The following is a 14,631-nucleotide window of genomic DNA, read 5'->3' as shown; positions in this document are numbered from 1 at the left end:
GGTGTGCTGTCAACCCAGGGCGTCGGCCAGCTCGGCCGCAGCCTGGACGACCCGCGGCCCGGTGGACTCCTCCAGAGGCCCGAACGTCACCACTCCCACGGACGCCTCCAGCCACGGCAGCCCTGTCACCGGCGCGGCGATCCCCCGAGCGCCCTCCTGCAACTGCCCCTCAGTCACCAAATAGTCGTGGCGTCCTTCGCGCAGAGCCAGGATCGCCTGCCCCGCCGCGCCTTTCGCCAGCGGATGACGCGACCCCTCCCGGTAGGCCACGTGCATGTTCGTCCACGACGGCTCGACGACCGCGACGGCGAGGCCGTCGTCGCCCTCGGCCACGGTCAGGTGCGCGGTCGCGCCCACCTGCTCCGCCAGCCGCCGCAGCGCCGGCAGGGCCGCCGCGCGCAGCAGCGGCTGCACGGCCTGGGCGAGCACGAGCACGCCGTACCCGAGATGCACCCGGCCCTCGGTGTCGCGGCGGACGAACCCCTCGTTCATCAGCGTGGTCAGCAGGCGGTAGACCACCGGGCGGCTGAGCGACAGCCCCGCGCTCAACTCGGTCGGGGTGCGGCCCCCCTTCCCGTCGGCGAGCAGCCTCAGCAGGCGCAGCCCGCGTTCCAGGGTCTGAGCGGATTCAGCGGCCATGCACCGATTATCTCCGCGTGAGGTGAGCGTGACGCTACGCGGCGAGAGGGTAGGTAACGGGTTAGTCGAACCGGGGGGTAAGGATGCGGCAAACCTGGATATTCCTTGTTGCCGGTCTGCTGCTCTGCGCGCTCGTCTCCGTTCTGCCGACGGTCGGCGCGCAGTCGGCCCGCCTGCTGGGCTCGTCCGTGCCGCGCGGGCTCCTGGCGGACGAGCCGCCCAGCGGGCGCCTGGTCGAGGACACCTTCTACCTCACCCAGGACATCGAGGTGACCAAGCGGCTGCTGCCGCTGCAGGAGGGCGTGCGCGTGCACGCCGCCCACCTCGGGCCCGGCCTGGACATCGACGCCGACGGCGTACTGGTGGGCACACCCACCCGCGCGGGCACGTACTCGGCCGACGTCGCGCTCTGCGGCGTCACGACCTGCGCCGTCCAGCGCGTCACGGCGGTCGTGCTGCGGAACGTGCCGTGGGAGCCGCGCGTGCTCACCTTCCCCGGACGCGTCGGCGCCGCGTTCGACGGCGAGATCGCGATCAACGGCGGCCCTTCCGGCGTGCCGCCCACCTTCAGCGTCACCGACTACGGCGCGCTGCCCGACGGGGTCTCGATCGGTCCCGACGGGCACGTCGGCGGCGTTCCCGTCGCGTCGGGGGTGTCCGAGGTGCCGGTGCGGGTCTGCGTGGCGGGCAACTGCGCGGGTGTGGTCGTGACGCTGATCGTGGTCTGACTCTTGCGTGTGGGGCCGCTCGGCGGTCACGGTGGTCCCATGAAATCGGTCATTGTGGTCGGAGCGGGCATTTGGGGTGCGTCTTTGGCGTTGCGGCTGGCCGAAACGGGCTGGCGGGTGACGCTGGTCGAGCAGCACCAGCCGGGGCACGTCCGGCAGGCCAGCGCGGGGGAGACCCGGCTGCTGCGCTGCTCCCACGGCGCGGACGACTGGTACGCCCGGCTGGCCTGGCAGGCGAGGGACGACTGGCGGCGGCTGGAGGAGCGGTCGGGGGAGGTGCTGTACCACGAGGCGGGCATGCTCTGGTTCGCGGGCACCTCGGACGGCTGGGAGAACGCCAGCGCCCGAGTCCTGAAAAATCTGGACATTCCGTGTGAGGTGCTGGACCCCGCCGACGGCGCGCGGTTCTTCCCCGAGTTCCGCGGCGACGATCTCAGCTTCCTGCTCTGGGAGCCGCACGCGGGCGTGCTCAGGGCCAGGCGGGCGACCCAGGTCACCGCGCGGCTGGCGGTCGAGGCCGGAGCCCGGCTCGTCAGGGCGCGGGCGCTGCCCGTGCCGGGGGAGCCGTACCAGAGCGCGGTCGCGATCGACGGCGAGGTGCTGCGCGCCGACCGGGTGGTCTGGGCGTGCGGCGCCTGGCTGCCCGCGCTGTTCGACACCGCGCTGTTCGGCACCCCGCTGACCGTCACCAAGCAGGACACCCTGCACTTCGCGGCGCCCCCCGCGTGGACCACCCCCGGCGTCCCCGCCTGGGTCGACTACGGCGCGTCGGCCTACGGGCACGGGGACGTCGACGGCGTCGGCATGAAGGCCACCTCCGACGCCGAGGGCCGCCCCTACGAGCCCGAGCACGGCGAACGGACGGTGGACCAGGCCAGCGTCGATCAGGCCAGGGCCTACCTCGGGCGCAGGTTCCCGTCGCTCGCGTCGGCGCCGCTGCTGTTCACCCAGGTCTGCCAGTACGCGCTCACCCCCGACGCCGAGTGGATCATCGCCGAGGTCGCCCCAGGGGTGTGGCTGCTCGGCGGCGACTCGGGCCACGGCTTCAAGCACGCCCCCGCACTGGCCGCGTACGTGGCCGGGGTGCTCGGCGGGGAGCACGCGCCGGAGCCGCGCTTCGGGCTGCACGAACGGCTGCCCTCCCGCGGCCTGCGGACGAGCGGAGAGGTCTGGTAGGGCTGGCCCCAGCAGGGATTAGGGGGACGGCGGGCATGATCCGCCGGGCCGTCGCGGCGCAGACTTCTGGTGTCTCACCCCACCCCACCCCACGGAGGTCGATCATGACCGTCACCACCCCCGAGTCCCGCGTGGAAGCGCCGCCCGTCGTGCAGGCCGCCGCGCTGCTCTGGCTCTGCGCCGTCGCCGCCGGAGCGTTCGAGGCCACGCTCTTCGTCGCCAGGGACCTGTCAGCCTTCGGAGAGTTGCTGCCAGGGCTCGCGTTCCGGGTGGCCGTCTTCGCCACGGCGATCTTCCTCGCCCTCCGGCTCAGGCAGGGCCGGAACTGGGCCCGGCTGACACTGGCGGTGGGGCTGGGTGTGTTCGGCACGCTCTCGCTCGTGGTCGAGCCCGTCCGGTGGCTGCTGGCCGGGCACTCGGTCGGCGAGGCGGTGGCCGCCGCCGACGCGATGGGGCTGGTGTTCGGCGCCAGCCGGATCCTGCACCTGATGGCCGTGCTCGGGGCCATGGTGCTGATGTTCCAGCCCAGGGCCAACGCCTACTTCCGGTCAGCCTGAGGCCGGCTCCGGCTGCCCGAGCGGCCCCGGCGGCTCCGGCTGCGGCCCCGGCGGCTGCGGCTGAGGCGCGCGCAGGTTGCGCACGCCGGGCGAGGTCAGCGCGGCGAGCGTGGACAGTACGACGATGGCGGCGCAGCCGAGCAGTGCCGTCTCCGCACCGACCAGGGCCGCCACCGGCCCCGCCAGCATCAGCCCGATCGGGCCGAACATCAGCGAACCGAGCGCGTCGTACGCGCTGACCCGCGACAGCGACTCCGCCGGGACCTCCCGCTGCATGGTGGTCTGCCAGAGCACCCCGAACACGTCGAAGCAGATGCCCAGCACGAAGGAGCCGCCCACGATCGCCCAGAGCGGTGCGTCCAGCCCGAGCAGCACGTACGGCAGCGCCGTCGGCAGGCACAGCAGCGTGCCGATCAGGATCGGACGCCTCGGCCGTAGCCGCAGCGACACCAGAACCCCCACGAGAGTTCCCACCGCCTCGCCGGCGAGGAACGCCGACCAGGCCGCGGGCCCGCCGAGGCTCTCCTTGGCCAGCAGCGGCCCGAGCACCCCGTGACCCGCCTGCATGGCCATCACCATCACCGAGAACTGCGCCACCACCACCCAGATCCACTGCCGGGAGCTGAACTCGCGCCAGCCGTCGCGCAGGTCGGTCAGCACCGAGTCGCTCCCGCCTGCGGGCCGCTCACTCCGCTCCAGGCGGAGCAGCGCGATCAGCGCGGCGGCCGTGGCGAACATCGCCCCGCTCACCGCCAGCGCCCAGCCGCCGCCGAGCAGCAGCACGGTGCCGCCGCCCAGCACCGCGCCCGCCACCCGCGAGACGTTCGCCCCCAGGCCGAGCAGCGCGTTGCCGGTCTGCAGCCGGTCGGCGGGCACCACCTCGGGGATGATGCCGGTCAGCGCGGGGAACAGCACCGCCATCGCCAGGCCGCTGGCGGCGGCCGCGGTGGCGAGCGCGGGCAGCGGCGTCCATCCGACGAGCATCATCGCGGCCAGCGCGAAGAACGCCAGCGCGTTGATGGACTCGCCCGCCATCATCACCCGCTGCCGCGGAAACCGGTCCGCGATCACGCCGCCGACCAGCATGAACACGACCATCGGCAGCGCCTCGGCGGTCAGCACGACCGACAGGGTGGTGGCGTCGGCGCCGGGCAGGCCGAGGACGCCGAACGCGAGGGCCACGGGGGCGAAGGCGCTGCCCAGGACCGAGATCGTCCTGGCGGAGAGCAGCAGCGTGAACCGCCGATCCCGGAGCAGCCCGAGATCATTCACAAAGCCGTGCACGTGATGGCCCCCCTCGAAAAACCCCAAAGCCGCACTAGGAACCCCAAAAGCCGCACTCGTCGGCCCCAAAGCCGCACTAGTCTGCCGCTTCTTCTCCTTGTTGTCGTCCGAATATCCGGGCGGTTGTCACGGCGGTGACAACACCGGACGAGGAATGTGCAGGGGTTTGGCAAGAATCGACGCCTTATCTGCCGTAATTTGCTAGGTCCCTGGAGGACGGCGAGGGGACCGGGCCGTGTCTGACGCACCGATCGCCCTGGAGGGCGCCCTTGTTTGAGTCGGTGGGGCGCCTGGTCTACCGCGGCAGGTGGATGCTGCTGGTGCTGAGCCTGGTGGCGGCCGTCCTGCTCGCGCCCTTCGGGCTGGACCTGTTCGGCCGGATGGCCGACGGCGGCTTCGAGGACCCGTCCGCCGACTCCACCACCGCCGCCCGCTGGAACGACGAGTGGTACGGCGGCGACACCCCCGACGTGGTCGTGCTCTACCGGCACCCGACGGTCAAGGTGCGCGACCCGCGCTTCAAGAAGGCCGTCCACGACTCGCTGCGCGCGCTGCCGGCCCAGTACGTACGCACCTCCGCCACCTACTGGACGACCGGCTCCAGGAAGCTGGCGTCCGCCGACGGGCACTCCACCTACGCGCTGATCAGCCTGAAGGGCGGCACCCAGGCCAAGCAGCAGGGCTACGCCGCGATCAGGGACCGGCTGGCCGTCCGGAACCTGGAGGTCTCCGTCGGCGGCCCGGTGCCGCTGCTGAAGGAGCTCAACGACCAGACCGGCGCCGACCTCGCCCGCGCCGAGGCCATCTCGACGCCCGTGCTGCTCGTCCTGCTCGTGGTCGTCTTCGGCAGCCTGGTCGCCGCCGGGCTGCCGCTGCTCGTCGGCGCCGTCGCGGTGGTGGGGGCGCTGGTTCTGCTCAGGCTGCTCACCGAGGTGACCGAGGTGTCGGTGTTCGCACTGAACGTCGTCACCATGCTCGGGCTCGGGCTGGCCGTCGACTACTCGCTCTTCGTGCTCAACGCCTTCAGGGACGAGATCGGCCGCGGCGCGTCCACCGAGCAGGCCGTCGTGCGGACCATGGCCACCGCCGGGCGCACCGTCGCCTTCTCCGGGCTGAGCGTGGCCACCCCGCTGCTGGGGCTGCTGCTGTTCCCGCAGATGTTCCTGCGCTCGATCGGGCTCGGCGCGGCGGTCGTGGTGCTCGTCGCGATGGGAGCGGCGCTGGTCGTGCTGCCCGCCGCGCTCAGCGTCCTCGGCAGGCACGTGGACGCGATCAGGATCACGCCGGACTTCGGCCGCGCCCGCGGAGCGGGCGGGGCCTGGCACGCGGTCGCGTCCAGCGTGATGCGGCGTCCGGTGGTCTACCTGCTCGCCGTGACGGCCGCGCTGGTCGCGCTGGCCCTGCCGGTGCTGCACGTCCAGTTCGGCGGCGTGGACCACCGGATGCTGCCCGCCACGTCCGAGAGCCGCCGGGTCGCCGAGGCCGTCGACCGCGACTTCGCCAGGAACTCGATGGCGGCGATCGACGTCCATGTGCTGTTCGAGCGGTCCTTCGCCGAGCGGCCCGCCACTCCCGGGCCGCTCGGGCAGGGCTACGACCCGGTCAGCTCGGTCACCCAGGTGAACCCCACGGACGCCAAGCCGTTCGCCGACCGGCTGAAGCGGCTGCCGGGCGTCACCGGCGTCGACCTCGCGGGCCTCTCGCAGGACAACGGCGCGGTGCGGCTGGCGGTCCGCTACTCGTCCGATCCCATGTCGGCCGGGGCGCGGAAGCTGGTGACGCTGATCAGGTCGATGGCCAAGGAGCCGAACGTCAGGCAGGTCGTGGTGGGCGGGGCCACCGCCGCCCAGCTGGACCTGCTGGACAGCCTGCTCGGCACGTTGCCGTGGCTGGCGCTGGTGGTCGGCGGGGTCACCTTCGCGCTGCTGTCCGCCGCGTTCGGGTCCGTCCTGCTGCCGATCAAGGCGCTGCTGACGAACGCGCTGTCGATCGGGGCGTCGTTCGGGGTGATCGTCTGGGCCTTCCAGGACGGGCATCTGGCGGCGGCCCTCGACTTCACCTCCACCGGGACGATCGAGCCCACGGTCGCCGTGCTGATCCTTGCGGTGGTGTTCGGGTTGTCGATGGACTACGAGCTGTTCCTGCTGTCGCGGGTGCGGGCCGAGTGGCTGCGCACCCGCGACAGCGCGGCGGCGGTCGCGTCCGGGCTGCAGCGGACGGGCGGCGTGATCACCAGCGCCGCGTTGCTGCTGCTGGTGGTGGTCGGGGCGTTCTGCACGGCGGGGGTCACGATCGTGAAGCTGGTCGGCGTGGGCGTGTTCGTGGCGATCGCGGTGGACGCCACGCTGGTGCGCGCGCTGCTGGTGCCCGCGACGATGCGCCTGCTCGGGGACGCCGCCTGGTGGCGCCCGCGCTTCCCGAGCCGCGACCACAACCGCCCCGCCCCTCAGCCCCGCGCCCTCCCCTCGGGGCCCGCCACTTCTTCCGCCTGCGAGCGCGCAGCCTCGCGAGCGCCCGAGGCCGGGGCGCGGCAGGGCCGGGTGATCAAGCCCAACCCTGACGGCCCCGGCTGGTACTGGGCGGAGGAGGACTCGGGCCCGTCGGTGACCGTCAACGGCCGCCCCGCGCGGTTCGGAGCCGACACCGATCCCGTGCCGGTGTCGGCCGAGCACGAGGCCGCGTCCGGGAAGAGGGCGCCGCTCAGGAAGCTCCCCTACTCCACGCCCGCGGTGCGCGGCGGCCGGCGCCCCGCCCCCGAGAAGCGGGAACCGGGCCAGGGCGGGAGGCAGGAGGCCGAGCAGCGGGAGAGGCGGGAGGGCTGGGTGAGAGTGGGCTCCGGCCGTACCCGGGTGGTCAGGGCGAACCCCGACGGCCCCGGCTGGATGTGGGTGGAGGTGGACGCGTGATCGGCGTGACCCCGCCGATCTCATTGAACGTCACTGATCATCCAGATATTGTGCAATATGCCCGACGATCACCCCCAGGAGTAAGGCGCCATGCGACTGCGGCAGCTCTTCGTCATCGGACTCGCCCTCTCACTGCTCGGCATCGGCGTTCCTGCGTGGTCGGAGGACGACCCCCGCAGCTGCAACGACCTGCTGTCAGGCGACACCCCGGCGTACGTCGTCTGCCGGTGGATGGCCACCCCCGAGGAGGCCGCCGACATCGCCCGGTTCTGGCTCGCCAACGACGGCCAGAACATGAAGGACACCGACCCGATGGACCCGGTCGTCGTGAACTGCCAGGAAGCGGGCAACGAGTGCGCCACTGACTCGGAGGGCGACGGCGAGATGCACGACGTCGGCGACCCCGACGTCGAGGGCGCCGAGGACGGCGGCGAGCCCGAGTGCCAGGCGGGCGAGAAGTGCTACGCCGACCCGAGCGCGATCACCCAGGCGGAGAAGACCGCGGCCGCGAAGACCCAGGCGGGCGGGGCCGTCAAGACCGCCGCCGACGCGGGCATGCGCGTGTGGGTCGACACCGAGCTGGCCGACGACTGGAAGTCGGGCAAGCTGGACGAGGCCGTCAGGAAGGTCGCCGCCCTCGCCGTCCAGCCGGGCGTGGTCGGCATCAGGTTCACCTCGCAGATCGGGTTCAACCAGAACTTCCAGACGGCCGACGAGATGGACAAGTTCATCGCGGAGGCGTCGGCGGCGTTGCGCAAGTCCGCGCCGGGCAAGAAGCTGGCGGCGCACACGGTCGTCCCGGCCTTCGGCTGCGGCGCCAACGAGGAGTGCAAGACCGAGCTGACCAAGAAGTACCCGCTGCTGGACGCCGACCGGATCGGCGCCTGGCTCTCCAAGGGCCTGCTCGACCAGCTCGCCCTCGACAGCGGCCACCTGGCGTCCGAGTACGCCACCTGGAAGATCGACGCCGCGACCGCCCAGCGCAACCAGTGGATCCAGGTCCGGGCCCGCGCCTGGGACGCCTACGGTCAGATCGCCGCCGAGGACGCCGGCTTCGCCGCCCCGGGCTCGCCGCAGCTGACCGCCGAGCAGGCGACCACGTCGATCACCGAGCGGGTGGCGAGCCCCCTCCAGGACGACGCCGCCGAGACCGTCACCCTCTGGACCCGCTGGCAGAACGACCAGGGCCAGGTGAACCGGGTGTACGGCGAGAAGTGGGCGGCCAACGCCACCTGGGACCAGCTCAAGAAGCTCACCTCGGTCCGCCCCCGCCTGGCCACCCTCTACGACCCGGCCAAGCCGGAGGTCGACCAGGCCACCGACCTGAAGAACCTCTCGGAGGTCTTCGGCCAGGTGTACGTGCACGCCGCCTGATCACGCTGCCTGATCACGCCGCCTGACGGCCGGTCACCTTCCGGTCGTCAGGGCGGCTTGGCGGGCGCGGAGCACGATCTCCAGCTCGAACCGGATGTCGGGGTCGGCGAGCTGGTCGCCGTAGAGCTCCTCCAGCTGCCGCAACCGGTAGCGGACAGTCTGCGGGTGGACGTGCAGCCTGGCCGCCACCTCACCCGCGCCCCTGCCGTGCCGTAGCCAGGCGAGCAGTGTCTCGGCCAGCCGGTCCTGCTGGGCGGGGCGCAGGTGGGCCAGGGGTGCGAGGCGGGCCTCAGCCAGCGCGCCGACCAGTTCCTCGTCCTTGAAGACGATGAGCGTGGCCATGTGGTCGGCGCAGCGCAGCAGGCCGCGCGGCAGCACGCCGCGCCTGGACAGCCCCAGCGCCTCGCACGCCCACCGCAGCGACGTGGCCGCGGCGGGCAGCGGCACGGCCGGCCCGACGGCGGCCAAGCGCCCGCGCAGCGCGGCGGCGAGCATCTGGGCCTGGCCGGGCCCGTTCGGGTCGGGCACGAGCAGGCAGGGAATGGGCCGGTCGTGGCCGGTCAGCACGTCCGGCGGCAGGGACGGGGCGCGGAACGCGGCGTGCTGGTCGTCGAGCGCGACGCAGGCGACGGTCTTCGGCAGCCGCCACCCGGCGGCCTTGGCCAGGTCGGCGATCGCCTGCGGACCGGCGGGCGGCCGGCTGAGCAGCAGGTCGAGCAGCCGTTCGCGGCGCCGCTCCATCTCGCCCGCGGCGTGCGCCCTGGCCTCGTCGAAGCCCTCGGCGGCGGCGTCGGCCAGCTGGTCCAGGTAGACGAAGATGGCCTCGCCCAGGTCGTACAGCGACTGCGGCGACAGGCCGAGTGGCTCCGCGAGCTCGGTGAGCCGCCGCCAGCCGACCCTGGCGCCGAGCCGCATCGCGGCCTGGAGCGGCTCCAGGTTGCGGCCCTCGGCGGCCTCGCCCCTGCCGATCATGCGGAACGGCTCGGGGTTCCAGGCCGCGGAGGGGTCCTCGACGCGGTCGAGGAAGCCGTCGACGGCCTGCTCGACGGCGCTCCTGATGACCTTGATGTAGATGGTGTCGGACGGCCTGGAGTACTCGGGGATGCGGGCCTGGATCTCCTCGATCACCTCTTCGGAGACCCGGCCGATCCCCGTCCTGAGCGTCCGCACGATGCCGGCGGGTATCCGGGTCGTGTCACTCCTGATGGCCATCGTCCCTCCTGTCGCCCATTGTGACTCAGGCAACAGGATTTTTGTCAGTTCTGGAGGAAGGCGCCGAACTCCTCCACGTTGATCAGGCCGTCGCCGTCCTTGTCGAGCCTGGTCACGCCGGCCTGCGCGGCTTCCAGCGTGATGGGCTGCCCGAGCACCTCCATCAGTCTGACCAGCTCCTCGGCAGAGATGCGACCGTCGTCGTCGGAGTCGATGAGGTCGAAGGTGATCGCGTAGTCACTCATGGGTCGCCCTTCCGCGGGTTCCGTGTCGGTCAGACCTTAGTGGCGCTCTGCCGGATGGCGTCGATGAATACGCGGACTTGTGGGCTTTTGTCGTCTTTACGCCAGGCGATGGCCAGCTCGCCCGGCGGCAGATCCCTGACCGGGCGGTAGACCATCCCCGGACGCTTGTACAGGGCCGCGTTGCCCTCCGCCACTTGGACACGCGACACCGCTTGGAGGCAGCATCGTCCCCATGAGAGAACTCAGTGGTTTGCAGGTGCCGGCCGTCGGTTTCGGGGCCATGGTGCTGTCGCCCGGCGTCTACGGCGAGATCGACGACACCCGCGCGGAGACCGCGCTGAAGGCCGCCCTCGACGCGGGCGCCACCCACGTCGACACCAGCGACGCCTACGGCCAGGACGGCCACAACGAGCGCCTGGTCGGCCGGGCGATCAAGGGGCGGCGTGAGGAGGTGGTGGTGGCGACCAAGTTCGGCCTGGTGATCCCGGAGGGCGAGGCGAGCAGGTCGTACCCGGTGGGGTACGCGTTCGGCGAGCTGCGGGTGAACGCCGAGCCGCGGCTGGTGCGCCGCTACGCCGAGCGGAGCCTGCGCAACCTCGGCACGGACGTGATCGACCTGTACTACGTCCACTACCCGGACCCCGGCGTGCCGATCGAGGAGACGGTCGGCGCGATGGCCGAGCTGGTGCGTGACGGTCTGATCAGGCATGTCGGCCTGTCGAACGTGACCGCGGCCCAGCTGCGCGCGGCGCACGCCGTGCACCCGGTGACGGCCGTGCAGAACGAGTGGTCGATGTGGCGGCCGGTCGATCCCGACCTGCTCGCGGCGGCCAGGGAGCTGGGCGTGGGGATCGTGGCGTGGAGCCCGCTCGGCAACGGCTTCCTCACCGGGACGGTACAGGAGCTCGGCGAGGGCGACTTCCGGCACCACGCGCCCCGCTTCTCCGCCGAGAACCTGGCGGGCAACAACGACCGCTACGCCCCGATCAGGGACCTGGCCACCCGCCTCGGCGTCACTCCCGCCCAGCTCGCCCTGGCCTGGCTGCTGCACCAGGACGAGCACGTGGTGGCCATCCCCGGCAGCCGCACTCCGGCGCACATCGAGGAGAACGTCGCCGCGGCGGGGCTGACGCTGCACCCCGACACGCTGGCCCGCGTGGACGAGGCGCTCGGCAGGTTCGAGGTGGCAGGCGGGACCCTCCTGTAACGAACGGCGACTCAGCCCGGCCAGACCGTCATGGCCAGACCGTCATGGCCAGGGCGGCGATCTGCCGCAGGTCCTTCCGGCTCGCCCCGTCGCGCGCCTGGGTGGACATGCCCTGGATCACCGCGGCGTAGTACGTGGCCAGCGCCGCGGTGTCGGTGCCGGCAGGCAGCAGACCGGCGGCGACGTCATCGTCGATGCGCTTCCTCAGCGCGTCCTTGGACGCCTCCCTGAACCCGCGCAGCAACTCCTCGACCTCGGCGGACTCGGCCCCGCAGTTCACCGCGGCCGAGATGATCAGGCATCCGGCCGGGTGCCCGGGGTCGGTGTACTCCGCCGCCGCCTCCATGAGCACGCGCTCGACGGCCTGCCTGCCCGTCGGCTCCTCGGCGAGCGCGCGGGTGCTGAACGCCCCGTAGCCCTCCTGGTAGCGGGCCACCGCCTCCTCGAACAGCCGCCGCTTGTCGCCGAAGGCGGCGTACAGGCTCGGCGGGCTGATGCCCATGGCCGCCGTCAGGTCCGCGATCGAGGTGGCCTCGTAGCCGCGTGCCCAGAACGCCCGCAGCGCCGTGTCGAGTGCCGCGTCCCTGTCGAAAGCTCGCTGTCTCGCCATGCGTCGATTCTATAGCGATCGCTATGTTATGTTTTCTGTATCGATCGCTATAGAAAGGTTCGGCGCACCATGAAGACAGCCCTCGTGACGGGTGCCAGCAGGGGCATCGGCCGCGGCGTCGCACTCAGGCTCGCCCGCGACGGCTTCCAGGTGGTGGTGAACTACGCCAGGGACGAGACCTCGGCCAAGGAGGTGGTGCGGGCCGTCGAGGCCGACGGCGGCAGCGCCTTCCTCGCGCACGCCGAACTGGGCCGCCCGGGAGCCGTGGACGAGCTGGCGCGACAGCTCGCGGAGCGGACGGACCGCCTGGACGTGCTCGTCAACAACGCGGCCATCGGCACCTCGGTCCCCCTGGAGGACGAGACCCCCGAGAACTTCGACCGGCTGTTCGCCGTGAACGTCAAGGACCTGTTCTTCCTCACCCAGCGGCTGCTCCCGCTGATCCCCGACGGCGGCCGGATCGTGAACATCACCTCCGGCGTCACCCGCATCGCCTTCCCCGAGGCCGTCGCGTACGCGATGACCAAGGGCGCGGTGCAGGTGTTCACGCTCGCCCTGGCCAAGCAGCTCGGGCCGCGCGGCATCACCGTCAACAACGTCGCCCCCGGCATCATCGACACCGACACCAACGCGTCCTGGCTCCGTGACAACCCCGAAGGCGCGGCCTACGCCGCCAGCCGCCACGCGCTCAACCGCGTCGGCGAGGTCTCCGAGATCGCGGACGTGGTCGCCTTCGTGGCCTCCGACGCGGCCCGCTTCGTCACCGGCACCACCATCGACGCCACCGGCGGCGGCAACCTCTGACGGAGGCCACGGCCCTGCTCTCCCATGGCGACGGCACCGTTCAACTGCGGACCGTAAGGAAAGCGGCAAATCGTAATCCCCGAGTAATTCCGCATGGTTAGTCTCCGGCGGCATGCAGACCAAGAAGCTCGCCCTGGCCGGGGCGGCGGCGCTGACCGCGCTCGCCCTGGCCGCGCCCCCGGCGCAGGCCGCCGGTGACAAGACGATCACCGTCACCGTCATGGGCACATCGGACATCCACAGCAACGCCCTCAACTGGGACTACTTCAAGGACTCCGCCTACTCCGACAAGGCCGGCAACAGCATCGGCCTCGCCAAGGTCTCCAGCCTGGTCAACAAGGTGCGCGCCGAGCGCGGGGCGGACCGCACGCTGCTGTTCGACTCGGGCGACACGATTCAGGGCACGCCGCTGGCGTACTACTACGCCAAGGTTGAGCCCATCACCCGGACGGGCGAGATCCACCCCATGGCCAAGGCCATGAACGCCATCGGGTACGACGCCGTGACCCTGGGCAACCACGAGTTCAACTACGGCCTGCCCCTGCTGGCCACCTGGGTCCGCCAGATGAAGGCCCCGGTGCTCGGCGCGAACGCCGTCGACGACCGGACGGGCCGGCCCGCCTACAAGCCGTTCGTCATCAAGACGATGCGCGTCGCGGGCGACAAGCCGGTCAAGGTGGGCGTGCTCGGCCTCACCAACCCGGGGGTGGCGATCTGGGACAAGGCGAACGTCGAGGGCAAGCTCCGCTTCACCGACCTGGTCGAGTCGGCGAAGAAGTGGGTGCCGGTCATCAGGGGCCTCGGCGCCGACGTGGTCGTGGTCACCGCGCACGCCGGAGACAGCGGCATGTCGTCCTACGGCGGTGACCTGCCGGTCGAGAACGCGTCCGCGATGGTCGCCGAGGAGGTGCCCGGCATCGACGCGGTGCTGTTCGGGCACGCGCACAACGAGGTGGCGCAGCGCTTCGTCACCAACAAGGCCACCGGCAAGCAGGTGCTGCTCACCGAGCCGAGCAGGTGGGGCCAGCGGCTCAGCGTGATCGACTTCAACCTCGCCAAGCGGCAGGGCAAGTGGACGGTCACCGGCAAGTCGTCCACCACGCTCAACACGAACACCGTCGACGAGGATCAGAAGATCGTCAAGCTGCTGAAGCCGCAGCACGACACCACGGTCGGCTACGTGAACAAGGTCGTCGCCAAGTCGTCGCAGGAGCTGTCGGCCGCCGAGTCGCCCTACAAGGACACCCCGATCCTCGACTACATCCAGCAGGTGCAGGTCGACACCGTCAAGCAGGCCCTGCCCGGCAACACCCTGCCGGTGCTGTCGATCGCCGCGCCCTTCAGCCGCACCGCCGTCTTCCCCGCCGGTGACGTCCGGGTCAGGGACGTGGCCGGGCTGTACGTGTACGACAACACGCTGATGGCGGTCAAGCTGACCGGCGCCCAGATCAAGGACTACCTGGAGTACTCCGCCAGGTACTTCAACCAGCTCGCCCCCGGCGCGCCCGTGGACCTCGCCAAGCTCACCAACGCCGGCAACACCCCCGACTACAACTACGACCAGCTCTCCGGCGTCTCCTACGACATCGACGTCGCCAAGCCCGCGGGCCAGCGCATCGCCAACCTCACCTTCGAGGGCGCGCCGATCCCGGCGGACAAGGAGTTCGTGGTCGCGATCAACAACTACCGTCAGTCGGGCGGCGGCGGCTTCCCGCACGTCACCGGCGCTCCGGTCGTCTACAACGCCCAGGTGGAGATCCGTCAGGCGCTGATCGAGTACGCGACGGCCAAGGGCACGATCGACCCTGCCGACTTCGCCGCCCAGAACTGGCGGCTGGTCCGCGACGGCGCGCCCGTCTTCTGACCCGGCCGTGGCCGGGCGCGGGGGG

Annotated in this window: 14 protein-coding genes; 8 read left to right on the top strand and 6 right to left on the bottom strand. The window is 71.7% G+C overall.

All coding sequences use genetic code 11. From position 1 onward, the window contains the following. Positions 1-9: 9 nt before the first annotated feature. A complete protein-coding gene (locus ABZ297_RS30525) occupies positions 10-639 on the bottom strand; it encodes a helix-turn-helix domain-containing protein (RefSeq protein WP_355353031.1) in 630 nt (209 codons plus the stop codon). 83 nt (positions 640-722) lie between these two features. On the opposite strand from ABZ297_RS30525, the gene ABZ297_RS30520 reads away from it, so the two are divergent. From ABZ297_RS30520 to ABZ297_RS30510, 3 genes are all read left to right on the top strand, one after another. Further along, positions 723-1,367, top strand: a complete 645-nt coding sequence (locus tag ABZ297_RS30520; RefSeq protein ID WP_355353029.1) for a hypothetical protein — start codon at positions 723-725, stop codon at positions 1,365-1,367. Positions 1,368-1,406: 39 nt separating this feature from the next. Beyond that, positions 1,407-2,543 carry an FAD-dependent oxidoreductase gene (locus ABZ297_RS30515; protein WP_355353026.1) on the top strand — a complete coding sequence of 379 codons (1,137 nt, stop codon included), beginning with the start codon at positions 1,407-1,409 and terminating at the stop codon, positions 2,541-2,543. A gap of 104 nt (positions 2,544-2,647) precedes the next feature. After that, entirely contained in the window at positions 2,648-3,100 is a 453-nt protein-coding gene (locus ABZ297_RS30510) for a hypothetical protein (RefSeq protein WP_355353023.1), read from the top strand. Here ABZ297_RS30510 and ABZ297_RS30505 read toward each other — a convergent pair. Continuing rightward, complete coding sequence (locus tag ABZ297_RS30505; RefSeq protein ID WP_355353021.1) at positions 3,092-4,384, bottom strand: MFS transporter; 1,293 nt, start codon at positions 4,382-4,384, stop codon at positions 3,092-3,094. The two genes, ABZ297_RS30510 and ABZ297_RS30505, sit on opposite strands and share 9 nt — an antisense overlap. Positions 4,385-4,653: 269 nt before the next feature. Between ABZ297_RS30505 and ABZ297_RS30500 the strand changes: the two genes are divergently transcribed. Together ABZ297_RS30500 and ABZ297_RS30495 are read left to right on the top strand one after the other, a co-directional pair. Next, a complete protein-coding gene (locus ABZ297_RS30500) occupies positions 4,654-7,290 on the top strand; it encodes an MMPL family transporter (protein WP_355353018.1) in 2,637 nt (878 codons plus the stop codon). Between the two features lie 90 nt (positions 7,291-7,380). Further along, positions 7,381-8,664, top strand: coding sequence for a hypothetical protein (locus tag ABZ297_RS30495; RefSeq protein WP_355353015.1), 1,284 nt, complete (start codon positions 7,381-7,383; stop codon positions 8,662-8,664). A 33-nt stretch (positions 8,665-8,697) separates the two neighbouring features. Here the strand turns inward: ABZ297_RS30495 and ABZ297_RS30490 are convergent, their stop codons facing one another. From ABZ297_RS30490 to ABZ297_RS30480, 3 genes are read right to left on the bottom strand one after another with little or no spacing between them, the layout of a single operon-like run. Beyond that, a complete protein-coding gene (locus ABZ297_RS30490; RefSeq protein WP_355353012.1) occupies positions 8,698-9,876 on the bottom strand; it encodes a helix-turn-helix domain-containing protein in 1,179 nt (392 codons plus the stop codon). A 44-nt stretch (positions 9,877-9,920) separates the two neighbouring features. Further along, entirely contained in the window at positions 9,921-10,121 is a 201-nt protein-coding gene (locus ABZ297_RS30485; RefSeq protein WP_355353010.1) for an EF-hand domain-containing protein, read from the bottom strand. 29 nt (positions 10,122-10,150) lie between these two features. After that, positions 10,151-10,315, bottom strand: coding sequence for a hypothetical protein (locus ABZ297_RS30480; RefSeq protein ID WP_355353007.1), 165 nt, complete (start codon positions 10,313-10,315; stop codon positions 10,151-10,153). A 38-nt stretch (positions 10,316-10,353) separates the two neighbouring features. Here ABZ297_RS30480 and ABZ297_RS30475 point away from each other — a divergent pair, with 38 nt between their 5' ends. Next, the gene (locus tag ABZ297_RS30475) at positions 10,354-11,328 is read left to right on the top strand and encodes an aldo/keto reductase (RefSeq protein ID WP_355353004.1); all 975 of its coding nucleotides are present in this window, start codon (positions 10,354-10,356) and stop codon (positions 11,326-11,328) included. 28 nt (positions 11,329-11,356) lie between these two features. Here the strand turns inward: ABZ297_RS30475 and ABZ297_RS30470 are convergent, their stop codons facing one another. After that, entirely contained in the window at positions 11,357-11,938 is a 582-nt protein-coding gene (locus ABZ297_RS30470; RefSeq protein ID WP_355353001.1) for a TetR/AcrR family transcriptional regulator, read from the bottom strand. Between the two features lie 69 nt (positions 11,939-12,007). On the opposite strand from ABZ297_RS30470, the gene ABZ297_RS30465 reads away from it, so the two are divergent. Both ABZ297_RS30465 and ABZ297_RS30460 read left to right on the top strand, forming a co-directional pair. After that, complete coding sequence (locus ABZ297_RS30465; protein WP_355352998.1) at positions 12,008-12,742, top strand: SDR family oxidoreductase; 735 nt, start codon at positions 12,008-12,010, stop codon at positions 12,740-12,742. A gap of 112 nt (positions 12,743-12,854) precedes the next feature. Next, entirely contained in the window at positions 12,855-14,606 is a 1,752-nt protein-coding gene (locus ABZ297_RS30460) for a 5'-nucleotidase C-terminal domain-containing protein (RefSeq protein ID WP_355352995.1), read from the top strand. Positions 14,607-14,631 lie beyond the last annotated feature (25 nt).

This window comes from Nonomuraea sp. NPDC005983 (assembly GCF_040614375.1).
In the GTDB taxonomy this organism is placed as follows: domain Bacteria; phylum Actinomycetota; class Actinomycetes; order Streptosporangiales; family Streptosporangiaceae; genus Nonomuraea.
This window is presented reverse-complemented; position numbering and strand designations above follow the sequence as displayed.

Excerpts from the sequence above, each read along its gene's own strand:
- ABZ297_RS30525 (WP_355353031.1), bottom strand. The coding sequence starts at position 639 with ATGGCCGCTGAATCCGCTCAGACCCTGGAACGCGGGCTGCGCCTGCTG.
- ABZ297_RS30520 (WP_355353029.1), top strand. The coding sequence starts at position 723 with ATGCGGCAAACCTGGATATTCCTTGTTGCCGGTCTGCTGCTCTGCGCG.
- ABZ297_RS30515 (WP_355353026.1), top strand. The coding sequence starts at position 1,407 with ATGAAATCGGTCATTGTGGTCGGAGCGGGCATTTGGGGTGCGTCTTTG.
- ABZ297_RS30510 (WP_355353023.1), top strand. The coding sequence starts at position 2,648 with ATGACCGTCACCACCCCCGAGTCCCGCGTGGAAGCGCCGCCCGTCGTG.
- ABZ297_RS30495 (WP_355353015.1), top strand. The coding sequence starts at position 7,381 with ATGCGACTGCGGCAGCTCTTCGTCATCGGACTCGCCCTCTCACTGCTC.
- ABZ297_RS30490 (WP_355353012.1), bottom strand. The coding sequence starts at position 9,876 with ATGGCCATCAGGAGTGACACGACCCGGATACCCGCCGGCATCGTGCGG.
- ABZ297_RS30485 (WP_355353010.1), bottom strand. The coding sequence starts at position 10,121 with ATGAGTGACTACGCGATCACCTTCGACCTCATCGACTCCGACGACGAC.
- ABZ297_RS30475 (WP_355353004.1), top strand. The coding sequence starts at position 10,354 with ATGAGAGAACTCAGTGGTTTGCAGGTGCCGGCCGTCGGTTTCGGGGCC.
- ABZ297_RS30470 (WP_355353001.1), bottom strand. The coding sequence starts at position 11,938 with ATGGCGAGACAGCGAGCTTTCGACAGGGACGCGGCACTCGACACGGCG.
- ABZ297_RS30465 (WP_355352998.1), top strand. The coding sequence starts at position 12,008 with ATGAAGACAGCCCTCGTGACGGGTGCCAGCAGGGGCATCGGCCGCGGC.
- ABZ297_RS30460 (WP_355352995.1), top strand. The coding sequence starts at position 12,855 with ATGCAGACCAAGAAGCTCGCCCTGGCCGGGGCGGCGGCGCTGACCGCG.